The organism is Sphingobacterium sp. UBA7625 (genome assembly GCF_002484085.1).
In the GTDB taxonomy this organism is placed as follows: Bacteria; Bacteroidota; Bacteroidia; order Sphingobacteriales; family Sphingobacteriaceae; genus Sphingobacterium; species Sphingobacterium athyrii.
Genome location: NZ_DLJD01000058.1, coordinates 36315 through 61785 on the forward strand (window position 1 = coordinate 36315; position 25471 = coordinate 61785).

Here is a 25471-nt window from a genome sequence, read left to right on the forward strand (position 1 = left end):
TGAATGTTTTAAAATGAAAGATTGAGCCCCAGAATATAACTTCTCATTGCCGGTGTATTTGTACCGACCACCAATATCCGTCTCAGGCCACCCACGGCGACATTCTCGTCGCCATAGGAATTGGGTTCCGGATCACCGCCTGATTCCTTGTGGTAGGGCGAGAATAGGACGAATGGATTTTCCACCGTTGCATAGAGGCGCAGACGGCCGATGCCCATACGTTCCACCCACTTTTGTTTAAAGTTGTATCCCATCGTGATCGTACGCACCTTCAGATAGGACGCATCGAAATAACCCAGCGTACTGCCGTATTTAGGGTTGTCACCGCTCTGTATGCCCCCCGGTTTCGGATATTTGGCGTCCGTACGATCTTCACGCCAATAATCGACGCTCACATTGTTGCCCGCGCGGGTATTCAGCTGGTTAAGGTAACCGGTACTTCCGTAGAGCGAACTGATCAGCGTGCCCCCAATCTGGAAGGTACCCACCACATTCAGGTCGACATTTTTGTAGGCCAGACGCGTATTGAAACCACCCAGAAAATTGGGCTGGATATTGATGATCTGTCGGTCCGCAGCACCGATCGCCCGTGTAGGCACGCCATTTTCGTCGTATTCACCGGTATACTCCACTTTGATCATCCCCGCATTGCCACCTGGCTCGAGGATATCCCTATACGGATCGTCAGCCTGCCACAACCCGATTTTCTTGTAGTCAAAGATCACGTCGATCGGATGGCCGACAAACCATTGGTTGCCTTCATCGCGCTGGCTTCCGGAGGTCAGTTCGACGAGCTTATTGCGGTTGGCATACAGGTTAACCCCCACATCCCATTTCCAGCCGTTTTCATTGTCGATCACCGCACCGTTTAGGGAGACTTCAAAGCCTTTGTTCTGCGTCTTTCCGATATTGGCCATGTAGCTGCCGCCGCCATTAGTAGGTGGCAGTCCCACGCGCAGCAATATATTGTCGGTATTCTGCACATAGTATTCCATGGTACCGCTGACCCTGTTGTTGAAGAGACCGAAGTCCAGACCGTAGTTATAGGTCTTGGAAAACTCCCAGCCCAGCGAAGGATTGGGCAGTTCGGACATATAGTAGCCTGTCAGGAACTGCGTATCGAAATTATATGGTCTTGTACTCAGCAGCCCCAAGGTCTTGTACGGATCAACTGCCTGATTGGACGTCTGACCATAGCCGAGGCGCAGCTTGAGCTGGTTTATCCACGGCAGGGCGGACATGAACTTCTCGTTGTGGATGTTCCATCCTGCCGAAATCGCCGGATAGGCGTGCCATTTATGCCCCGGTGCCAATCGCGAGGAGCCGTCGCGGCGCATGGTCATCGTTAGCATGTAGCGGTTGTCAAAGGTATACATGGCGCGCCCCATAAAAGACATCAGGCTGCTCTTGGCATAGCCCTGCTGGTCCGGGTTGACAATAATCTCCCCCTGTGCGCGGCCGATATTATAAAACTGGAATGCATCGATCGGAATATCGCGGGCCGATATCAGCGTACTGTTGGTAGTGTTCTGCTCGGCTGAATAAAGCGCCACCAAGTTGAGGTTATGCTTCTGCGCAAAAGTACGATCGTAGGTCAGCAGGTTTTCCATCACCCACTGTACCGTTCTGCCGTTTGCGACCGAAGCTGTGGACACATTGTCGGGGGTACCGCTGAATACGCCTTGTCCGGTATAGCTGCCATCATTGTTCTGACGGAAATTGAGACCAAGGTTGGTGCGGTAGGTCAGCCCCCCCACGCCGGGAATCCGTATCTCCCCGTACATGTTGTTGTACGAACCGAACACGCGCTGCTGGTTGATATAGCTGTCCCCCAGCGCCTCATAGGACTCGCGGGTATGCACCCACTGCTGACCCGATGTCTGCTGCTGGATACGGGATTTTAGTGTGCCATCCGTATTAAAGGGATTGGCTATCGGCGAAGCGCTCAACACACCATACAGGCCTAGGTTGTTGCCATTGGTAATGCTATAGTTCTGGTTGAGGTTGAAGCCAAATTTAAATATTTTGCCCACCTGCTGGTCCAGTGCAGCACGGAGATTGTAGCGGGTATAGTTCTGCAGGGGAATCACGCCTTCATCGCGGAAGTAACCGGCACCGAAGTTGTAATTTCCTTTTTCTGCCCCGCCGTTGACACTGATATCGTGGCTATTGACCATTCCATTTTTGTAGAAGAGGTCCTGCCAGTCCGTATTGGTGTCGTCCGACTCATCGAGAGTATTCTGGAACTGTCCCACATAGCGGCGCATTTCGGCAAACTCCGGCCCCGACATCATTGGATATTTGGCAAATACTGTACGCAATCCGGTAAAACCGTTGTACGCCAGCTGCGCTTGCTGCCCCATCCGTCCCTTGTTAGTGGTCACGAGGATCACGCCGTTGGCACCACGCGAACCGTAGATTGCCGTTGCCGAAGCATCTTTGAGCACATCCACACTCTTGATGTCCGCGGGGTTGATATCTGAGATGGAACCTGCAAACGGAATTCCGTCGAGCACGATCAGCGGATTGTTGTCGGCGGTCAGGGAGCGTGTACCGCGGATCCGGATCTGCATCGGAGAGCCCGGCTTGGACGAATTCTGCTGCATATTGACCCCCGCAATACGGCCCTGTAGGGCGCGGCTGATGTTGGCTGCTGGCACTTCGTTCATCGTCGAACCGCTCACCGAGGCCACCGAACCCGTCACGGCTTCTTTGCGCTGCGTACCATAACCAATGACCACCACCTCTTCCATGGCAATATCATCGGATTGCAGCGTCACCTGCACGCGGTTATTGGCGCCTACCGGCACTTCGGCTGTTTTGTAGCCGACATTGGTTAAGACCAGCACAGCGCCGTTGCCGGCCTCAATGGCAAATGTGCCCTTACTGTCTGTTGTCGTACTCTTGGTGCCGCCCTTGACGGATACGGTCACCCCCTCAATGGGCTGTTTCTGCTGGTCTGAGACCAGCCCATTGATCAGTTTATCCTGTGCAAAAGCCAGCTGCAGCGCTGCCAGCAAAAAGAGCAAAGACAGTATTCCATACTGTAGCCATCGTTGTCGTTGCACGGGAATCGTAAACTTCATTATTCTCATAACTTAGGGATTTAAGAAAATTTTGTTTTCAGTTGTGTTTATAATCGTCATTTCAATAGTCTTTACGCATTCAGCTGTCTATTGGATCCTGTTCGCTGTCGTGCTGTACAGGCCGATCAGCGCGCCCGTGAATCCACCGGCCACGTCCGTCGACAGAATGTCGCCTGACACAGTAGTGCCGATTTTCCGGAATGGCCCCTTCCCAACGGCATAGGCAAACTGATAGGCGTCGCCGGCGGCTTGTACCTTCAGCTGCACCTTCGCGTTTAGATTGATTTTCTCTTTGGCCAGGATCCGGATGCTGCCGTTTTCGTTTTTGGCAAGGACGATATGGTCCTCGTTATCGAGCTTGGTGACGCCGAGCACATAATGGTACTTTTCACTTTGCAGACAGGTGATGCCCGCCAGGTCCGAAGCCGAGGCCGGCATGTAGTCCAATGATACGCTACTCTCAAAATTTTTGTGCTGTTGCCGATAAAATAAGGCCGAAATTGGTTTTTGCTCACTGATATCCACGGCATACGATCTGAAGACGATGCCCTTGTCCGTGGCCTGCAAAAATTTCTCGCGGGCACCACGCAGGGCGACCCAGCGGTGATCTAGCGCTGCGGTGGTCAGCGGATCGGTGAACGTAAAATTGCCATTGGGAAAATAGCCCGGGGCATTGCTCCTGTTGTTGGCGCCCGCAGGCATCCGCACGCTCGGTTTGAGCGCTTCCATCCCCCCTTCAAAGATCGGCCATTCATCCGACCAGTCGACCGGTAGAATAAAGGTTTCGCGCCCCGTGTTGACCCGTTTCACTTCGTTGGGTCTGACGCCCAAAAATACGCCATACCAGGATCCATGCGGTCCTTCGACCAGATCCGCATGTCCTGCCCATTCTACTGGGTTGGGCCTATTTTTGTCCAGATGGCGCTGGGAGAGTATCGGATTTTTGGGTGCCGGGCTGTAAGGTCCGGCGACATGGTCACTCGAGAAGATCACTTCACTGTGATCACTGCCCGTGCCGCCCTCGGCACACATCAGGTAGTACCTGCCATCCTTTTTGTAAATATGCGGTCCTTCAATCCAAATGGGATTTTCATCCGGATGCACACCACCGTCCACGAGGATCCGGTCACTTCCTTGGATGACCTGATCCTTTTCGGTATCATATGCCCAGAGTTTAATCACGCGGTGGCCCTCATAGCGTTGTTTGCCTTTTTCCGGCGCATCGTTATGCACGACATAAGCTTTGCCGTCATCATCAAAAAACAGGGCCGGATCAATGCCGTCAAAATCCAGCTTGACCGGGTCGGACCAGCTTCCCGCTTTGGGGTCTTTGGTCTTGACGACCATATTCCCGATGCCCGAGGCGATCTGTGTCGTGATCATGTAAAACGTGTCGTTGTGCCGGTTGTACACGATATCTGGGGCATATATTCCCGCACTGATGCCTGCCGTCTGCACTTTCAGCTGCGATTCACGGTCCAAGACATGCCCCAGCTGGGTCCAGTTGACCAGATCCACAGAGTGGAAAATAGGCACCCCCGGAAACATCGAAAAGGAGGAATTCACCAGGTAATAGTCATTACCTTTGCGTGTAATGCTCGGATCGGGATAACATCCCTGTAGAATGGGCGAATAGAACTGCCCCGGTTTTAATGGATTTTCTTTGTAAACTGCATCTTCGCCTTTATAGACAAAATCCGAAAATACAGGTTCAGAGAGGCGATCTCCCTGCAATTTGCGTTTATGCTCTTGTGTACTGAATGCTGTTAATGTAGCCAATATCACTACAGACATGCCCAGCATCGTTTTCCCCTTCCGCTTTAACATGATTGGTTTATTTATAATTTGGTTTATTTGCCTACAAACATAGTTTTAAGTGTATAGGCAACAATTAAAATTTGTAACAAAAACATTTCAATTTGTTACCACATCCTTTCTTCTTTCTCCATTGCCCTTTTACGGCATTCTGGACGGTCTCTCGGTAAAAAAAAATGCGCCCGGGGCCAGCTAATTATGATGCTTGAGGTCCAGCCTGATTTTTTTCAGTTCGTCCAGTTCATGCACGGGGCGTTCCAGTGCAGCCGGAATCGGCATCTTGGAGAAGGTTTGAAAATACAGCAGGCAGGCATCACGCCACCATACTGCGTCCCGTGCCTGAATTTTTAGTTTGGACTGCACCTCTTTGAAGCGCTGTGCATCCATTTTCCCTTCCAGGCTATCCCATTCCCGCTGAAAATTCCGCACCTGATCAACGCCCAGCTGATAGGTATAGCAGAGGTTGTCCCATAGGGAGCGGCCGTTTTTCATGCGATGGTTCCAGGGCACATGGTGAAACCAGAGCAGGTATTGGTCGGGGCAGCTGCCGATCTGGCCAAACTGCTCCCTGAGCGGGCTGCGGTATTGTGCCACGGCATTGCTCCCTGTGGCCGTACGGTCAAATCCGATACCCAGCGAATCTGCGTTATGATAGTACCAAGGCATCCAGTCCGGCCTTCCGCCAGGAATATCGCCCCAGGGTTGCGGCCCATAATGATGCTCAAAAGCAAAAATATGGTGCAAGCCCAGCGGCATCATATAGTTGACCACAGCCTCTCGGGATTTCACCATCAGCTCCGACAGCGGATTGACTAGGGTCGGATCCGGTGAGAAGGTCATCGAGAGCCACTCCCGCGCCAGGCTATCGCTGGACAGGTCGGTATTCCAGGCTAGCCTTCCAAAGGCGTACCAGTTGGCCTGGGCAAAGTGATGGCCGCACCAGTTGCGGTCCTCCCCTATATTGGCCACACCCGCAATGGCCGATATCGGATGCGGCCCCCGCTGCGTTATCCCCGCTACCGTGCCTGCCTCGGGGCGGGAATAAGTCTGGGCATCCAGCGTTTCCTTAAACAGGGGCGCCAAGTAGACCAAGTGGTTGGAGAAGCCCAGGTATTCCTGTGTAATCTGGAATTCGACCATCTGACTGGTTCTAGGCATCGCACCGAACAGCGGGTTAAACGGTTCACGCGGCTGGAAATCGATGGGGCCATTTTTGATCTGAAGGATCACATTGTCGTCAAACTGGCCATCCAGGGGTACAAACTCCTGATATGCCTGTTTGGCCCGGTCTTCCGCCGAGGGGTTGTATACAAACGTCCGCCATAAAACGAGCCCCCGGTGCGGTCTGAGTGCTGCGGCTAGCATATTGGCTCCATCGGCATGCGTACGGCCATAATCCTGCGGTCCGGGCTGCCCCTCCGAATTGGCTTTGACCAGAAAGCCGCCAAAGTCCGGTATCAGCCGGTAGATCTCATCGGCCTTGTCCTTCCACCAGCCTGCCACCGCCGGACGGAGCGGATCCGAATCCGGCAGATTTCCCAGCAGTGCGGGAGCGGAAAAATTAATGGACAGAAACACACGGATCCCGTAGGGCCGGAAAATATCGGCCAATATCTTTACCTTCTGCAGGTAGTCGCCGCGCAAGATCAGCGGCGATGCATTGACATTGTTGAGCACAACGGCGTTGATCCCGATCGAGGCATTTGCCCGTGCATACTCGCGGTACCGCGGTGAAATTACACCGGGGAGCTCTTCCCATTTCCAGAGCGAATGCCCTGCATAGCCACGCTCGACCGTGCCATCCAGATTATCCCAGTGGTTGAGCATCCGTAGTGCATAGCTGGGCTTTTCGCTGATGTCGAGTCCCTGCAGCGCCGCGCCCTGCTGCTGTAGCCGCAGCAGGTGAAAAGCCCCGTACAGGAGCCCAGTGCTGCTGCCCGCACTGATCACCGTTTTGCTGCCCAGCGAGCGGATCCGGTACCCGTCCGGCTGGCGCTTTGGCCACTTTTTGTTCAGCTGCAGATCCACATCTCCCTGGCGCCAGTAATTCTGCAGCTCCGCCGCTGCCGTACTGGCCACCGCATCGTGGTACGGGCAATGGATCTTGCGGAGTGCAGCCTCATTGGCGGTTACCCTAGCATAGCACAACCAAAGCTGGCTGCCGTCCTCGGCCTGACACAGTTGATGGCAGAGAACCCCCAGTAGACATACGATATACCAGATGACATTCCCCATCAGCTGCCCTCCACAGTTAGGATACGACCATCCGCGTCGTAGTCGATCTCCACCACTTTCATGCTACGCAGCCATGTCCGCCCGTCCGAAGGCACCGAATCGTGATGAAACAGATACCAACGCCCCTCAAACTCGAGGATACTGTGGTGAGTGGTCCAGCCCACTACCGGCGTCAGAATAACACCCTGATAGGTAAAGGGACCATAAGGGTTGTCCCCTATCGCGTAGCACAGCAGGTGGCTGTCGCCCGTGGAATAAGAAAAATAATATTTACCCTGATAGCAGTGCATCCACGAAGCCTCAAAAAAACGGCGGTCGATATCCCCCTGCAACAGGGGCTGGCCCCTTTCATCGAGGATCAGCAGGTCCCGAGGCTCCTCGGCGAACTGCAGCATATCGTCCGACAGACGCACAACCTTGGGACATAGCGCCGGTTGCCCTACCTCCGGTAGCTGCCCGGGCATAGTCAGCTTGTTGTTGCGGTAATACTGCAGCTGCCCACCCCAGATGCCACCAAAATACAGATAGTGCTGTCCATTGTCCTCAAAAGCACAGGGATCGATGCTGTAGCTGCCGCGTATGGGATCCGGGCAAGGTACAAACGGCCCCTCCGGCCGATCACCGACGGCCACGCCAAGGCGGAAAACATCATTCTTGTCCTTTAGCGAGTAGTAGAGGTAGTACTTCCCGTCCTTATGGGCCACATCCGAATCCCAGAGCTGCCTTCCCGCCCAAGGGATGTCGCCCACGGACAGGATACACCCGTGGTCGGTCGCCTCGGCATCTACCGAGCTCAGTGAAAAGGCATGGTAATCCTGCATGTCAAAATGGTCGCCATTATCGTTTTCGGCGATCCCACTTTCACGGTCGTGGGACGGATAAATATAGATTTTACCCTCAAATACATGCGCTGACGGATCAGCCATATAGTCTTTAGGAAATAAGTAACGTGCTTGCTTTTTCATGTTTATATCTGTTCAGTTCATTTATATTTATTTGGTGGCCATGTTTATCAAGTCCTGCACAAAAGACTTGGGCTGATAGTTGCGGTCAAACAGCAAGGGATAATCCGTACGTCCGGGCACCGGCCAGTTGTTTTTCCAGGAGTCGCCATCTGTGACACCCCAGACCGTGACGCGGTCGATTTTGTCACGATGTTTGAGAAACAGCGTAAAGAAATCCTTGTAGCGATGCGCTAGCTGCTGTTCCTTATCCGCGGGTAGTCCCTTGGCGTATGGGTTCAGCTGTTTATCGTATTTGAAATGGGTGCTGACCTCGGCTCCCATGGTCTGTCGCGGCGAGGGAAGCACCGAGATATCCATTTCAGTAATCATGACCTTCACACCAAGGGCGGCAAAAGCCAGAAGGCTATCTTCAAAGTCGGACACCATGGGATAATCGATATTCAGATGGCCCTGCATGCCGATGCCATCGACCTTGACCCCTTGCTGCTGCAGCTGGCGAACCATACTGACCACGCCTTTGCGCTTTCCTTCCAGGAACATGGAGTAATCGTTGTAATAGAGCTGTGCCTGAGGGTCTGCTTCGTGGGCAAACTGGAAGGCCAGCCGCACAAAGTCCTCGCCGATGATGTCATAAAACTTGCTCCTGCGCCATTCACCGTTGTCGAGAATGGCTTCGTTGACCACATCCCAGCCCTTGATCCGTCCCTTGTAGCGGGACACAACGGTATGGATATGCTTGCGCATGCGTTCGATCAGCACCTCGCGGGATACGTCCCGGCCGTCTTCGCCTTTAAAAAACCAGGCCGGTGCCTGCGAATGCCAGATCAGCGTATGGCCGATCAGGCGCATGCCATGCTTTTCGCCATATTCCACAAAGCGGTCGGCATCCTTGAAGTTAAACTCGCCCTCACGGGGCTGCAGGTACATGGCCTTCATGCAATTTTCGGCGGTAAGCGCGTTAAACTGACTTTCGATCAGTGGCATAACCATCTTGTCCCGCTCATAAATCTGTTTGAGGCTGAGCGCTGTGCCGATGTCAAACTTGTCAGCAAAAGCAGCTTTTAGCGTACCACGCTGCGCGGCCTGCTGTGCCAACAGGCCCGGACCCGACAACAGCATACATCCCGCGATCAGCATCGCCAGCTTTTTTGTTGTATTCATACGTAAATTAGTTATTTGATCAGGTGTCCGCCTTCATGTGTATTCATGAAACGTTCACCCTGTTATTCAATTCAGTTCATTTCAAATGTTTGTCTGAGCGCAGAGCCCAGCTATTTTTTAAGATTGTTCAGGGCTTTTGCTGGCTGATGTGCGCCGCAGATGAAGCTCCGCCTGTAAATCTTCATTCACCTGCTTGGTAATCGGATAAAACAGCAGGGCCACCACCCCGACCAGAAAGGTCATCGCGGGAATCACGCTGGCACTCAGCCGGATGCCCAGTATCGCCTGTTCATTCTGAACCGTGTTTGCCACAAAGCCGAATGCGTCGATAAACGAGCCGCAGAGCGCCCCGCCAATACCCAGTCCGGCTTTTAGCGCAAAGACAATTCCGGCAAACACGAATCCCGTTGCTCGGCGGTGGTTTTTCCACTCCGAGAAATCCGCCACGTCCCCCATCATCGCCCAGAGCAGTGGAATGGTCGGTGCATAGGCCAGGCTTTTCAGGATATTGATCACAAACAGGCTGCCGATAGCATCAGCCGGCACCAGAAAGAGCATAGCCGTAAAAATGGCGGTCAATGCCAGGCAGACGATAAAGACATTGCGTTTCCCGAAGATACCCGACAGCCAGCGGGACAAGAAGATCACGCCCAGCAGCGTGACCAGCTGGCCCGCCATATTGAAAAAGCTAAAGCCTACAGCAAATACCTGTCCGGGACTATAGACAATCAACCCGAAGGCATCCAATATGCGGTGTCCAAACCCCGTTTCAGCAGCCGCATCCCTGGCCAGACCAACCTGTGCCATAAAGGCAAACAGCGCTTCCTTATCCACATAATAATTGAAGAAGTAAGACATGCTGCTTCCCCAGAGCGCCAGGGTGATGAACAGGAATAAAGTCAGCACAAACATCGCTTTCCAGGGGCGGCAGGAGAAGATATCGCGAAAGTCCTGACGGACCGAACTTGTCTGTCCCGCTGGCGGGGTGATGCGTTCGCGTGCCGACAAAAAGGCCAGCAGCAGCAGGACAAAGGCCACTGCTGCGTAGATCATGATGGTATACATCCAGCCACTGGCCACGTCGCCATCACCGAGCTTGGCCACCAGAGGCAGGGTGAGTCCCTGGACCACAAAGGTCGCGATGGTCGCCGTCACAAAACGTATGGACGATATGCTCGTACGCTCCTTGATATCGCTGGTCATCACGCCACCAAGCGAGGCATACGGCGTATTGTTGAACGAATAGATCGACATCAGCAGCGTGTAGGTAATGCCCGCATACCATATTTTTCCACGTTCCTCCAAGTCAGGTGTTGTAAAAGAAAGGACAAAAAACACCGCAAAAGGCAGCGCAGTCCAGAGCACCCAGGGGCGGTACTTGCCCCAGCGGGTATGCGTGCGGTCGGCGAGAATACCCGCCAGTGGGTCCACAAAGGCATCGAAGACTCTTGCAAACAGCAGTATAAATCCAGCTGTGGTCGCTTTTATGCCGAATACATCGGTATAAAAAAACAGCTGAAACATCATCATCATCTGGAAGACAAGGTTGGCTGAGCCGTCTCCCATGCTGTAACCTACCTTTTCCCAGAAACCAACCTTTTGTGTTTTTGCATTCATATCTTAAGTCATGTATATAATCATTCATTTTTAACAGGCATTTGCGCTGCCTGTGCTGTTTATCCCTATCTGTCCCTAGTTCTCGGGACTTTGCGCCGCACTCTCCCGCGGTCCCAGGTAGGAAGGCTTGAGCCCGCCCAGGTCGATAAGGATGCGCTGCAGGACAATGCCCTGATCCAGGAAGCGGATTTTAAGCGAATGCTCCCCCGGAAGCAGGCTGTGGGTCGAAACACTTTCAATGATGCGGCGCGCCTGCCACTGCCCCAGTTCCCCCTTGTAGTGGCCGTTAAAGTTGACCAGCGTTTCGGGGCCACCGTCTATTGAGATGGCATAGCGCAGCCCGCGGTTTCCATTGAAATTCAGCGTGGGCGACAGCAATGCGATGACTTTTGCTTCGCGCTTTTCTTTCACGCGTATCCTGTATTCCAAGGCCGTATTGCCCCCCAAGTTGGCCGTGACCGGCAGCGTTGTCATAGCCGATACGGTCTTTCCGAGATCAGGGATCTCCGTCCATATGACGCCCGGAGCGCTGCTTGATGCTGCATAGCTTGCCGCTTCCATGGCGATATAGCCATCCGCCTCGACAAATACCCTTGGTACAGAGGCGGTAGCGGGTTCCGGCAGATAGCGTACTGTGGGCATGACCGCCCGTGGTGGCTCGTTCCAGCTGCTGTAGCCGATACGCACCTGGTCCATCATGTGTTGCCATTTGCCGCCGGCAATCTTATGGTTGTAGTGGTCGCTGAACAATGAATCTCGGCGGAAGCAGGCTTTTACCTTGTCGGCCCAGTCATTTGCCTTGCGGTCATTTCTTACATAGCAGTACTCGTTCATGGCTTTGGCATGGTACATTTCATACAGGTTGGCGCAGGCATTGATCGGAAATACCACAAGCTGGTCAAATGCATCCTTCAGGGAATCCGGTAGCAGGTAATAAAGGCGCGAGGCTTCCATTGCCAGCGTTTTATAGTCGTTGACGACGCTGTCAAACTCGCTATAATGTGTCAGACTAAATGTCTTTTCGTTCAGCAGTTCGGGTGTGACCCGATGGTTGTATTTGCTATAGCGATTGATCAGTCCGGCGGCTTCGGCCGCATAAGCCTCGCCAAACTGCTGCCGGCACCACTGCTCGGTATAGGCCATCAGGTTGCCGGCGTCAAAGCGATCAGGATCCCATGCCATGTCCAGAAAAAATGAGATAGGAAATTCCATCGGCTTGAGATCGCCGACGTTGACGATCCAGATGCGGTCCACGCCGTGCCGGTACGTCAGGTTCATCTGCTCCCAGACACGCTGTATCTGCGATACATTGATCCATTTGGAATTGCGGGGGCCGCCTACGTAATCAAAGTGGTAATACATACCATAACCGCCTGGGCGTGGCTTAGCATCCCGTTCGGGTAACTTGCGGACATTGCCCCAGTTGTCGTCACAGAGCAGCAGCGTCACATCGTCCGGTACGCGCATTCCTTTGTCATAATAGTCCTGCACTTCTTTGTAAAGGGCCCATAGCTGCGGTGTTTCAGCAGCCGGCCGGCCCGTTGCCTTGCCGATCAGGCGGCGCTGGTCCCTGACGATCTGCTCGAGCAGTCCAACATTCTGCTCTTCGCTCATGGGCTCATCCCCGTCGCCGCGCATGGCGATGGTAATGATGGACTCCCAGCCCCGCGCGCGTTGCATACCGCCGCGCCAGAACTCCTGCAGGCCCGCTTTATTTTTGGTATAATCCCAGCTGCCACCATTTCCGTAGCGTTTCCATTCGGCCTGAGCCCTTGCCATCGGTTCGTGGTGCGAGGTTCCCATCACGATACCCATCTCATCTGCCAGCGTTCCATTGCGGGGATCATCATCGTAAAAGGCGCTCCCCCACATGGCCGGCCAAAGGTAATTGGCTTTGAGCCGTAGCAGCAGTTCGAACACCTTTTCATAGAAATCCGCGTTAAACCCACCGAATGTAGCTTTAGACCAACCACTTAGTGCCGGAGCCTCATCGTTCAGGAAAATACCGCGGTACCTGACCTTTGGCTCCCCCTGTGTATAGACTCCGGGCTTGATATACAACTGTGCCGCTTTTCGGACCGGTACATCCGCCCAGTAATACCAGGGCGACACGCCAATCTGAGCCGACAGTTCGTAAATGCCGTAGATGGTGCCGCGCTTGTCGCTGCCGGCGATGACCAGGGCCGATTCAACCCCGTCCAGGGGCTGCCTGACCACTGTCATCACAAACTTTTCCCGCTTTCCAGCCAGCTCTTTGCTGTTCAGAAGGCCTTTACGGACAAGGCTGTCGATCAGCGCCGATTTGCCATAGGTGCCGATAATTATTTTGGAGCGGCTCTGTTGCTGCTGACCGGGATTATGGCCCGTGACGCGCAAAAAGTCTTTTTTCAGATTATCGAAGGCCCGATGTACCCCCTTATGGTCCTGGGGATCGACGAGCATGGGCAACGGCAGGCCATCCCTGACCAGCGGCAGATAACCCGGCTGGGCATCCCGGACCACCAAGCCTGTCGTTACCGTATCCGCTGCATTATGTGACATAGCCCGGGTATTGCCTGCACAGCAAAGCAGCACCGTCGCTGCCAACAATGCCTTGCCGTAGCGGTACCCAGTCAAAAGACCGGTACAGATCCGTGTAGCGGATAACTTCATTTTATTCAATAATAACATGATGACCTTATTTACAATTGGTATTTTTCCCTTTCCTGGGCAGCACAGACAGCAACCTATCCCTGCACAAGGCGGATCCCTGGGTTGCAGTACATTCCCCTATTCTGGAAAATCTAAAATTAGTAGTCCCGGGCAGTAGCGACATTCGTATCTGTTACATTCCCTTTGGCGTTTGTTGCAATAGCACCCAGTCATGTTTCATATTTATTTCAATTTGTTTCATCAGCGCCAAAAACAGCGTTTACTGGGCCGCAAACGTTTTTTTCTTTTCAAGGTTGCGCAATAATATGTATCTTCAACACCTAAACCAATAAAACCAATGCGGAGGGATTTTTTTTCGACAGTCATCCTATTATTTGCTTTTGTACTCAATGCACATGGACAGGCCACGCGTATTTATGACAATCGGGACTATGGCTTTGGCGAACTTTCTTCTAACCTGACCAGCAGTATCAGTCAGGACAAGCACGGTTACATCTGGACCGGCACCGAATATGGGCTCAACAAATTTGACGGCACCCGTTTTGTGCAGTATCTGCATGACGTGCAGGACAGCACCTCCATATCCAGCAACAATATTATCATTCTTTATCTGGACCATGACAAAAGGCTGTGGGTAGGTTGCAACAACGGTTTGCAGTACTATGATGAAAACAGCGATCAGTTTGTGCGCATCCGTTTTCCCAACCAGATCGCGCCACACATCACGGATATCATCCATAAAAAAGACGGAAACATCTGGGTGGCCACTTCGGGTTGGGGCATCTTCGATATCCAGGCCAGCCGCAGACAGGCTGTATCGCTGCCGAGAATCAATGCACAGGTAGGTGGCATGTTTGCCCGCAGCATCTTTGAAGACCAGCACCGCGCGACCTGGGTAGCGGTGGACCGCGTGGGCGTATCGCGTATCTCGGCCGACCAGAAACAGGCCAAGCGACTTTTTTCCGACCTATTGCCACAGCCCAAGGGTGGCAATTACGACATCGTCGAGCAGACCGACGGCAGGCTCGTATTTGCCTCACCCTCCAAAATATGCCGTTATGATGCGGTGAAAAACAGTTTTGAAGCCGTGGACTTCAAGGAAAAATTCCGGTCTACCGTGACAGGGATCCAGCTTTCCAAAACCGTAAAAAACCATTTGCTGATCAGTACCGAGGAGGACGGCCTCTGGTATCTGGATCTAGGACGGGCGCCGTTGATCGCAGCACCTGCCGAACTGCCCAATCTGGACAACGACTACCGGCGGGGGCGTATCCGTACGATTCTGCAGGACCGCGAAAACAACCTCTGGCTCGGCTGGTTTCAGCGGGGGCTGGTCTTTATTCCGGGGCAGAGCAAGCAGTTTGAATTCTGGCGCATTCTGAGCCGTGAAAAAACTGATCAAAAGAACATCACCGCGATCACCCGGGATCGGGACGGCAACATCTGGTATGCCCTGGAGCACGGCGGCATATTCAAAACTGATCCACAAGGCAGCTCACATCAACAAATAAATACCATTCAGGATGTCACCAAACTCGAAACTGGGGCAGACGGCACGATCTGGTTCAGCTCGTACGAAAAAGGCTTAGGACGCATTGATCCGCATACCGGTAACACTGATAATCTAAATATCTGTTCCAACAAACAGGTCAAAGCATTTGCCCTGGGCAGAAACAACAAAATCTACATCGCTACTTTCGGTACCGGATTTGTCGAGTACGACAGCCATACCGGAGTATCTCGAATTTTCAGCATGAACACCGCCAATTCGACAAAAGGTGCACTGGCCAATGACTGGATCTCGGCTGTCCTGTGCGATCAGGATGGCCTCGTGTGGTTGGGTCACCATAAAGGTATCAGCTGCTATGATCCTGTCCGTAACAGCTTCTCCGGACAATTTACCGACCATAGGCTCTCCGAGCAGATCACGATCTCACTCCTCGAGGACCGAGCCGGCCATATCTGGGCGGGAACCTACAATGGGCTCTATCAAATTAACAAAAAAAACGGCAAGATCCGTAGTTATACCAGCAACAATGGCTTGTCCAGCAACGTGATATCAGGTCTGGGCTGGGACCGCAGGGGCCATATCTGGTGCAGCACCTTCAAGGGAATCAACTGTCTGAATCCAACGTCGGGAAAAATCGTAAGCTATTATACGGGGGATGGGCTAGTTGATCGGTCCTACAACCGCAGCGTTTTCTTTCAGGATAATGATGGAAAAATATACTATGGCGGCAGACAGGGCATCACATCTTTTTTTCCCGAAGAGATTCAGTTGCAGACCTACTCCTACCCGGTGCTGATTACCAACCTCTATGTCAAAAATCAGCCGATCAAACCGGGTATGTCTCCCAGCGGCAGCGTCATCTATCAGGGCGACCTGATGGCTGCCAATGCGTTCTTTTTTCACAACAACGACGACAGTTTTACCTTTGAACTGTCCACTATGGACTTCAACAGCCCCGAAAACGTCCATTACGAGTACCGCATCAAGGGCATCAACAAAAGCTGGAACGCCACGCTGCCCGGAGTCAATCTGATTACCTACAACAACCTGTCTTCGGGGGAACATGAGCTCGAAATACGGGCCTGTAAATTTGGCGCCTATTCGCCGAGCCGTACGGTGTTACTGCATATCCTGCCGCCTTGGTACCTCAGCGGTATGGCCTATTTTGTGTATTTCCTGCTGATTGCCGGTCTCGTCTTCCTGATCAACAAATACCTGCGCGAGCGGCGGCTCGAACGCCTGCATGCTTTCAGGTTGCAGCTCTTTACGGATATCTCCCATGAAATCCGCTCTCCGCTGACCCTTGTGATGAGTCCGATCGACAAGCTGATCAGACATGCTCCAGATCCCCAGACGAGTTCGACGCTGCAGAATATGAACCGCAATGCACAGCGGATCCTCGGTTTGGTCAATCAGCTGCTCGACATCCGCAAGCTCGAAAGCGGACACCTGAACCTCAAGTTTGCCCCTGTCAATGCTGTGAACTATGTGAAGCAGGTCATCAGGGCCTTCGAGGATCAGGCGCTGGCCCATCAGATCGAGCTGTTGGTACACAGCGAAGCCGATGAGATCCCGTTATGGATCGATGCGGGCAGCTTTGAAAAGATCATCCACAATATCGTGTCCAATGCGTTTAAGTTTACGCCTGACGGCGGAAAGATCAGCCTTTCGCTGGCTGTCCAAGCAGGGAAAAACGGGGGCGAAAGTTTCCAGCTTGTCGTCAGCGATACGGGGACCGGTATACCCGAGAACGATATCCGTCATGTGTTCAAGCGGTATTACCAGTCCACTGCGGACGGTGCCGCCCAGCGTAAGGGATCCGGCATCGGCCTCCACCTGACCAAAGTACTGGTCGAACTACATGGTGGAAGGGTACATGCCGAAAATAGAAAGGACAGCAGTGGCTGCTGCTTTGTGATCAGCCTTCCGATGGGCCATAGACACCTACGCAAGGAAGACTTGGTCGCCTTTCAGCCACTGCATACGCCTATCGATCAACAACCTGAAAAAGCCGTCGTTAGTGATCAGCAGCCGCCCAAAAACGGCTACCAGAAGACAGGTTATAAGGTTCTGGTGATCGATGACGACTGGGACATCCTGCAGTTTTTGCGTCAGGAGCTGGCCTGTGGCTATAAGGTTCTGGTTGCACAAAATGGCAGTGAGGGATTTCAACTGGCCCTGGCCGAGCAGCCCGACCTGATTATTTCTGACGTCGCCATGCCGGACATGGACGGCTATACCCTGGTCAAGAAAATTAAGAGCAACAGTACCACCAACCATATACCGGTAATCCTGCTGACAGCGCGCACCACTACAGAAGACCGTATGGAAGGCATCGGCCTGGGTGCAGATGCCTATCTGACCAAGCCTTTTATGGTTGACGAACTGCATCTGATGGTCGGCAACCTAATCAAAAACCGCATGAAAGTGAAAGGGAAATTTTCGGGGGCGCAGCAACAGGATGGCAAGGTAAAGACGATCAGCTTCAAGTCCAGTGATGAACAGTTGATGGAACGTATCCTCAGAACGGTCAACCAATATCTGGAAAATCCAGAGTTCAATGTGCAGTTTCTGGCTGACGAAGTCGGGCTGAGCCGCGTACAGCTGCACCGCAAGGTAAAGTCCCTGACCGGCATTTCAACAGGAGAGTTTATCCGAAATATCAGGCTGCAGCAGGCTGAAAAACTGCTGCTGGAGAAAAAGATGAATATTTCGCAGGTGGCCTATGCACTTGGCTTCACTAATCAGACGCATTTCACCACGTTATTCAAGAAGATGTACGGACTAAGTCCGACCGATTATATCCAGCGGCACAGCTACAGGAAAAGTTGAAGTGTTATAGGATTGCCATCCTTGGTGCGTAAAAAATAATTTGAACTGCATTTCTCGCACAATGATCATCGTTAATTTGGCTATCAGAAAACACCTATGTAATTCGTATCTTATTTACTCATCCCTCAAGCTATTCACTGGATTTGCCAAAGCCGCTTTTATGGACTGATAACTAACTGATAGGAAGGCTATAAAAATTGCGCTTAACCCTGTAAGAAAAAATATATTCCAACTTATGTTTGTCTTATAATCAAACTTTGATAAAAATTTATCCATCAACCAATAAGCAATTGGAAAGGCTACAACACAAGAAATCAGAATTAAATAAATAAATTCTTTGGACAATAGGTTAGTTACAGATAATATAGAGGCTCCTAATACCTTTCGGATTCCAATTTCTTTGGTTCTATTTTCAGCCATATATGCCGATAAACCAAATAATCCTAAACAGGAAATAAATATTGTTAATCCTGTGAATAGATTTGCTAATAATCCTAACGTTTTCGTCTCCTCAAATTTCTGCGCATAGGCTTCATCAACAAATTTGAATTCAAAAGGGTAATCAGGGTTATATTTTTTAAATATTTCTTCTGTTTTCTTCAAAGCCTCTTGCGTAGGTAGCTGAGGATGGAACCTAATATTAGTAAATGCTGACCAACCATATGCTCCTTCAATAACCATAGGTGTTATTGAACCAAATGGGGATTCTTGAATATAATCCTTAATGACACCGATGATATGCCAATCTCTGCCTTCGTCGTGAACAATCTGTCCAATGGGATCCTTAAAATTCATTTCTTTTGCCGCAGATTCATTAAGTATCATCGCAGAGGAGTCAGTTGGGAATTTTTGAAGATCAAAATCCCGCCCATTAATTAAGGTAAGACCAAAGGTTGTTATGAAATCTTCATCCGTAGAAATTCGATTAAATTGGGTTGTATTGTCAATTGGTTTGCCTTCCCACTCCATTATATTTCCACTCCAATTTTCAGTAATTGGGCTTTTACTCCGAGATACAGATGTAGCTATGCCTTGATCTAATAACTCCTTTTTTATTTTGGAATAGTTCTTTTTCAAATCTCCATCATCATTGATGTAAATAAGTTTTTCTTTGTCAAATCCTGATTCTCGATGTAGGCCGTGTTGGATTTGTTTTGCTGCAATAATTGAAATCAGGATGAAAACGATGGCCATAGTAAATTGGAAAACCACTAATATTTTTCGAGCATTCATCCCTCCAGCAATTTTTTGTAAACCTCCCTTTAAAATCCGAGTAGGTTTAAAAGAAGAAAGAAAAAATGCTGGGTAACTACCAGCGAGTACCCCAGTGAATAATGAGAATAAAAAAATAGAAATCCATAAATAAGGGGATTTTAAATTAAAACTCAGTTGAGTGCCAATCAAGTCATTAAAATATGGAAGTATTATTAGAAGTAGGATTACTGCTATAAAACTTGCAATAAAAGACATGATTAAAGCCTCAACTAAAAATTGGGTTATCAAACTGCTTTTAGTCGCTCCCACTACCTTCCTTACCCCTACTTCTTTTGCTCTTTTCTCACTCTGAGCAGTACTCAGATTCATGAAATTAATACATGCAATTAGTAGGATAATGCCTGCTATAGATAAAAAAATAATGACTAGATCAACCCTCCCTCCGATTGCAATTCCATTTTCAAATTTATTATATAACCAGCTTTGGGAAATTGCTTGCAGATAAACCTCATTTTTAGTATCTCCGTGTTGCTGGTAAAACCCCTTTATTTTGTTTTGAAAGTCTATAAAATTTACACCTTCGTTAAGTTCGATAAAGGTTTGTGTCGAATTGTTTCCCCAATTCTGGTCTGACCAGCCTATTTTTTCAAGAAATTTCCATGACAGAAAATAATTATGATTTCTAAATCTTGAATTAGATGGAATATCCTTTAAAACTCCTGAAACTGAAAGCATCTCTGTACTATCAATTCTAATCATTTTACCTACAACATCGGTGGATCCAAATATTGATTTTGCTAGTTTTTCGGTAAGCACAATTTCAGAAGGACTTTTTAATATAGTTGTTTTATCTCCTGATAAAAGAGGAAGCTCAAACATCTCAATAAACGACTGATCAACAAATGCACCATTCCCCGGCTTCAATTTCTTGTCACCGACAGTCATCAAAAAATTCTTGCTAAATTCTAGTCGTGAAATACTAGCAATCTCTGGAAATGCCCCCGAAGCTGCAGGACCAAAAGGCTTAGGAGTAGAAAAATAGACTCTTGTAATGCCATCTAATATGCCTTTATTCCCAACAACGTAAAGCTGATCCGTTTTTTTATAAATACGATCATAACTTATTTGATTGTATGCCCAAAGCATAATGAGAAAAGATGAAGCCATTCCAATGGCCAATCCTATAATATTTATCGCGGTAAAGCCCTTATTCTTCTGAAGATTACGGAAGGCAATTTTTATGTAGTTGGTCAACATAAGGTGAAATTGAAATTCTAGTACTAATTATGATGTTTCAATTCGTCTGCCAATCCTATAAACAGTTTAATATCAATACAATAAAAATTTTAAAGTTAAATAGAATTGTTCAATTTCGAACATTTTTTTGTTCAAAACTGAACAGAAACCTATAGCGTTCCTTTTTCAGCTCGTGTAAAAGTAAGTATGAAAAACACATAATTGGAAAGACGGAGACTTTTTCATTTCTGGTTCGCTTCGAAATAGAAATACAGTTGAATACCTAGGTATTTGGAAAAGCATTTATACCCCACTTTCTATTTATGGCGAATTCGCCATGAATAAAAGTCAGGCAAGACTTACCGGTTATAAAATCAGTATTTAAAAATTGGGTTGAGCAGACAAATGCCATCGGCTTAAAAGCGACCGTAGGACGTTAGAAACAAGGAAACAGTATACGGAAATACGGGCTATAACCATTTAATCTGTCTCAAAAATAAACGCAGAGGTAAATAACGAAATCATTTGCATCTGTACCACCGATTATCGTGTGGCATAGCCCCCATTTGCAAAAATAGTCTGTGAATAATATAAGTAATCCGTAAAGATGATTACGACAGAAAATGTTCAGTAATAAATTTTACTGACGAACTCAATTTTAATAATTAGGTATTAAGTTATGGCAAGATAAAATAAAAATGATATATTTGATCAAAGCAACCGATTGCATAAAACTAAATTATTGTACAATGAAGCCTCATATCTTTTTAATTGTGATGCTGCTGACCTTGTCTGGGATCACGTTAGGGCAGAAACCTACTCCCATAAAGCCCCCTGTTCTTATTAGTACAGACATTGGTGGCACAGATCCAGATGACAATCAGTCCATCATTCATCTATTTATGTATAGCGATAGATTTAATCTTTAAGGCTTGGTCTCCTCACCCTCATACGGAGAGGGAAGTAAAGAGGAGATATTACGAATGATCAATCTCTATGAGAAAGACTTCCCTAAATTAATCAAGCATCAGAAAAACTTGGCTACTCCACAATTGCTGAGATCAATCACAAAACAAGGGGCAAAGGGCGCTACGGCCTTTAAGGGTTATTTATCTTCCACCGAAGGTTCCAACTGGATTATAAAAAGAGCAAAAAAGAAAAGTAAAGATCCACTATGGGTACTAGTTTGGGGTGGCTTGGATGATCTGGCTCAAGCCTTGCACGATGCACCCGAAATTCAGAAAAATATTAAAGTATTTTGGATCGGCGGTCCTAATAAAAAATGGAGCGCAAATAGTTATGCCTATATCGTAGCTAATTTTCCAGATCTTTGGTTTATTGAAAGTAATTCCTCTTATAATGGATTCTTCTCGAAGAATACTGAAAACGATATTTCTAACAAAAATTATTATAATAATTTTATTAAAGAGGCAGGTTTTTTGGGCAAAGACTTTCGTGCAAATCGTTATAATGGAAATGTAAAAATGGGTGATACTCCATCTCTCCTTTACATGATGGATGGAGATCCCAATAATCCGCAGAAAGAAAGCTGGGGTGGCAGCTATGAAAAATTCACACGAAGTCCTCGTGAAGTATTTGAAAGAAATCTAACGATTAATGATACAGTCGCAGTTTTCTCAATTGTAGAATTAAGGTTTAAAGGGTCCAAAACCGACATTAACAAAGACAAGCCATGCTTCAAAATGGTTGTAAAAGCAAAAATCGGAGAGCAAAGCTGGGATGGCTTCTATATTGGAGATGGTAATTATGCAGTACGTTATATCCCTAAACAAACTGAAACTATAAACTATGAGATAAGATCCGATATCCAAGATTTAAAAGGTCACTCCGGACAGTTTTTCGTCAGCAATATTTGGCCAGGAAAGAAAAATGATACGGATTATTTATTAGGTTCCAATTATTACACAGATAAGCAAGCCCCTGATTTGTACGACGAAAAATGGCAGGGCGGTAAAACTGTCCTGAAATGGCGTTGTGATGTCCTGAGAGACTGGGCAGAGAGATGGAAATGGTTGCAGTAGGCCTCTTGAACAGGAGATCAACCTCTATCGCTGAACGAGTATTTACATGAATTACTTGTAGTCGAACTAAAAGATATTCTAGAGGCGGAAACAACTTTTAAAAAGTTAAAAAATAAGCAAAGCAGCCAACGAACAACAAGCATTAGTCGCTGGCGTGCTATTGGTATTACCAGAAATGGTTCTTGATACGTTCGTTATTCAATTTTTTGAACAGATCTACACCAACATGCCGTCAAGCCAAGCTGCAACAAAACTCACCGCTATGATGATGACAATAACAATCGTATTTTTATAGTTTTTCTTTTGCTTTTAAGTTCCTGATTTGTCCCAACCTTTATGCTGTTCGAGCTTGGGATTTAACTGAAGTTCTTGTCTCGGAATTGGATAGTAGTAATCTTTTTCCTCTGTCCATTTTTTAAGGATATCCGGCAAATTGACAATACGGTCCCCGCTCTTTCCTTTTTCTAAAACGAGCTCACCTAATTTCTGATATTGGACACCGGGCTTTTTGACTGGTGCAGTGCCTTCATAAATAACCAGATCTAATTTGCTATCCCGATCTAGGTCATACTCCCCGTCCCCGGAAAATACATACCGTAAAAAGGCCTGGCAACTTGCGCTCCTATCTATTTTAACATTTTGCGATAATAAACAACTTTCCCTGTTTCTGTTAGACCTTGTATGGTCAGCCACACACTTCTACTAAGACTACTATTATAAAAAACAAATTCTTTAACATTTTCATTCTGTGTAAAATCGAAAAATGGATCCCAATAAAGTGTCAAACGTGTATCAAGTCCTGACGATAACTGCGATGCACTAGAAGGATATATTTTATTGCTATATTTTTCAATGGGCATATATCCAGCAATAGTATCTAAGTATTCTGCAGCTCCTAGATCACGATTTATCTCCGCTGGGCTATAGCTGAAAATAACAAGCACATTTTTACCAGCCCCACTTTCAGCAGAATTATATGTACGATAGAATTTCATACAAGGATAGTTAGAAACATCTTCTTCCAAAAAAGACAATTCAAGCTCATGATCCAACTGAGATAGCTTATCCTTATTATTACCGCGAAAAGAATTGACAGCTTTACCATTTAAAATGATACTGACATCTTTAGCCATAATATTTCTATTAATATATTCTTTCAATGACTGACTTTGCTTAATAACGACACTGTCCATTAAAGGCAATAAAATAAGATCCGGCTCGTGCACTGTGAGAGGTTCCATCGATTTGAACCTCTTTTGCAGCCGGTCTATCTCGCGCTGCCTTTTGGTCCGCGAGACCTCAACTACTTGCAAAACACGGTTGCCTAGAGCGTCTATGTTAAAATAATCTGAGCGTATCCCTCTCCTATTATTAACCTCCTTTATCCTTCTTTCCGTATTGCCTAGAGAAATTAGGGCTGGGTAGCAAAAATTACGCTGATTCGCAAATTGATACTGAACGGTAAAGGGTGTAAACTTTAACTTACGATAAACTTGCATCACTTTGGTTAGTAAAGAATCAAATACAATCAGGCCTGGAACCTCAAACTTTCCATCCCTATCAAATTTCAATTCACTGTATTGCATTCGGTTTGCGTCAGGATCCTGATAACCAAATGAAATCCCTCTAGCTGGAAGGTTACGTTTCCTGCCTTTCTTGACCTCTTCTTCATAATCTGCATAGAACTTTCTCCAAGATCTATCCTTCAACTTGATCTGACCACGGATCGTTAATAACGAGTCCGAAATAGCCAACCCTGAGGTTGGGCAATAACTATAATCCCAGTCTTGACTCTGTACAAAGAGATTTTTATCTTTAGTATGTTTCCATAAAACCTGTGGATATAACATCTGTTGTGGACTTAATGGCTGGAAATAAATATCGCTAAGAATATTATTTGATGAATCCACCTCAATTTGCGCATCAATTACCGCAACCGAAAGTTTGGCAATTCTTTCGCCACCGGGCAATGTTACACGAACTCGGCCTTCAGACTTTTCTTTAAATGTACTGCTGATGGTGACAATAGGACTAATCTGAATCTCTTTTCCCCCAACAAGTAAACTATTCCGGGATATCACTTGCTGTTGGTCGTTTAAAACATGCGCTCTTAAAATACCGTATTCCAGATCCGTTTTCTTTAAGGGTATATTGACTTTCTTATTCTTTATGAGCGTAAGCGCCTGATCAAACAAATGCCTCTTTCCTAGGCCTGCTACTACTCGGATAGTCTGCGAAGCCAGATTGGTCTGGAGCTGAACAAGTATCTGAGAACCCTGTTCTATTAGTCTAACTTTTGTTCCCATTATGCTCCGTTGGATTTCATTTTGGTGATTTGCCCCACCAGCATCTGTCCAGTGAAGAGTATATCGTCGTTCTCCGCTAAAAGTACATTCAATTGATGCTAATCCAGCCGAATCTGTTTCAAAATTACTTAACAAGCTTCCCTTATCATCTACCAATTTACCTTTGGCCATTGAAGGATATCCCCAGCTATCTGAGCTTCGGATAATTAGCTTATTTTCCAAATTAGATAATAGACATCCTCCTTCGGCATAGATGGATATATTAAATACAGCTGAGTTATGCAATATAGACTGCGTTATAATATCAGAACTATGAAATCCAGATTGTGACAAGTGCAATATCCCAATTTTTTTAAAATATGGTCGACCATCGGGACAGGAATCTAAAAGCGTGTTGGCATTGATAAAGATCTCCGAACCACTATATTCTGGAGGTATCCGAAAATAACTTGCTGTTACACCATCGTTAATCAGGGCCACAGAGCGCCACATTTCATTGCCTTCATCGTTAATTAACTTGATATACATATTATGTAGGTCCCTAGCTATAGCGCCTTCTTTTAGGAAATATCCTTTAAACCAAACAGTATCCCCAGGTAAATAATAATCTCGATCTGTATGGAGGTAAATATTACTGGATTGAGCATAACAATTGTCCAATCTCATTAATAAGAAACATAAACATAGCAGAACATTAAATATATTTCCTTTCATTGGATAATCTTTATCGTTTCAACTGTGGTAAATATTGCAAATTAGGTTTTTAACCAAAAAATGGCTAATCTCATCGGCTAAAAAA

At 47.9% G+C, this 25471-nt stretch carries 13 protein-coding genes; 3 read left to right on the forward strand and 10 right to left on the reverse strand.

Going from position 1 to position 25471, the window contains the following annotated elements; all coding sequences use genetic code 11:
- Window positions 1-8: 8 nt before the first annotated feature.
- From B4G94_RS24070 to B4G94_RS24100, 7 genes are all read right to left on the reverse strand, one after another.
- Window positions 9-3095, reverse strand: coding sequence for a SusC/RagA family TonB-linked outer membrane protein (locus B4G94_RS24070; RefSeq protein WP_286862549.1), 3087 nt, complete (start codon window positions 3093-3095; stop codon window positions 9-11).
- A 78-nt stretch (window positions 3096-3173) separates the two neighbouring features.
- Window positions 3174-4913 (reverse strand): glycoside hydrolase family 43 protein, encoded by a 1740-nt coding sequence (locus tag B4G94_RS24075; RefSeq protein WP_286862550.1) that lies wholly within the window; start codon window positions 4911-4913, stop codon window positions 3174-3176.
- A gap of 180 nt (window positions 4914-5093) precedes the next feature.
- Window positions 5094-7136 (reverse strand): alpha-glucuronidase, encoded by a 2043-nt coding sequence (locus tag B4G94_RS24080; RefSeq protein WP_286862551.1) that lies wholly within the window; start codon window positions 7134-7136, stop codon window positions 5094-5096.
- Window positions 7136-8101 (reverse strand): glycoside hydrolase family 43 protein, encoded by a 966-nt coding sequence (locus B4G94_RS24085; protein ID WP_286862552.1) that lies wholly within the window; start codon window positions 8099-8101, stop codon window positions 7136-7138. Before B4G94_RS24085 ends, B4G94_RS24080 begins: the two co-directional genes overlap by 1 nt.
- 27 nt (window positions 8102-8128) lie before the next feature.
- Window positions 8129-9262, reverse strand: a complete 1134-nt coding sequence (locus B4G94_RS24090; RefSeq protein ID WP_286862554.1) for an endo-1,4-beta-xylanase — start codon at window positions 9260-9262, stop codon at window positions 8129-8131.
- 117 nt (window positions 9263-9379) lie between these two features.
- Complete coding sequence (locus tag B4G94_RS24095; RefSeq protein WP_286862555.1) at window positions 9380-10879, reverse strand: MFS transporter; 1500 nt, start codon at window positions 10877-10879, stop codon at window positions 9380-9382.
- A 75-nt stretch (window positions 10880-10954) separates the two neighbouring features.
- Window positions 10955-13549, reverse strand: coding sequence for a glycosyl hydrolase 115 family protein (locus B4G94_RS24100; RefSeq protein ID WP_286862557.1), 2595 nt, complete (start codon window positions 13547-13549; stop codon window positions 10955-10957).
- 319 nt (window positions 13550-13868) lie between these two features.
- Between B4G94_RS24100 and B4G94_RS24105 the strand changes: the two genes are divergently transcribed.
- Window positions 13869-17873 carry a hybrid sensor histidine kinase/response regulator transcription factor gene (locus B4G94_RS24105; RefSeq protein ID WP_286862559.1) on the forward strand — a complete coding sequence of 1335 codons (4005 nt, stop codon included), beginning with the start codon at window positions 13869-13871 and terminating at the stop codon, window positions 17871-17873.
- A 114-nt stretch (window positions 17874-17987) separates the two neighbouring features.
- Here the strand turns inward: B4G94_RS24105 and B4G94_RS24110 are convergent, their stop codons facing one another.
- Window positions 17988-20345: an ABC transporter permease gene (locus B4G94_RS24110; RefSeq protein ID WP_286862561.1), complete on the reverse strand. Its 2358-nt coding sequence runs from the start codon at window positions 20343-20345 to the stop codon at window positions 17988-17990.
- A gap of 911 nt (window positions 20346-21256) precedes the next feature.
- Between B4G94_RS24110 and B4G94_RS24115 the strand changes: the two genes are divergently transcribed.
- Window positions 21257-22366 (forward strand): nucleoside hydrolase-like domain-containing protein, encoded by a 1110-nt coding sequence (locus B4G94_RS24115; protein WP_286862563.1) that lies wholly within the window; start codon window positions 21257-21259, stop codon window positions 22364-22366.
- 112 nt (window positions 22367-22478) lie between these two features.
- Complete coding sequence (locus tag B4G94_RS28165) at window positions 22479-22661, forward strand: DUF5367 family protein (protein ID WP_376786663.1); 183 nt, start codon at window positions 22479-22481, stop codon at window positions 22659-22661.
- 14 nt (window positions 22662-22675) lie between these two features.
- On the opposite strand, the gene B4G94_RS24120 is transcribed toward B4G94_RS28165, so the two are convergent.
- Both B4G94_RS24120 and B4G94_RS24125 read right to left on the reverse strand, forming a co-directional pair.
- Window positions 22676-23059, reverse strand: coding sequence for a RagB/SusD family nutrient uptake outer membrane protein (locus B4G94_RS24120; RefSeq protein WP_286862565.1), 384 nt, complete (start codon window positions 23057-23059; stop codon window positions 22676-22678).
- Window positions 22993-25200 (reverse strand): hypothetical protein, encoded by a 2208-nt coding sequence (locus tag B4G94_RS24125; protein ID WP_286862567.1) that lies wholly within the window; start codon window positions 25198-25200, stop codon window positions 22993-22995. The genes B4G94_RS24120 and B4G94_RS24125 overlap by 67 nt, the downstream gene beginning before the upstream one ends.
- Between the last annotated feature and the right edge of the window lie 271 nt (window positions 25201-25471).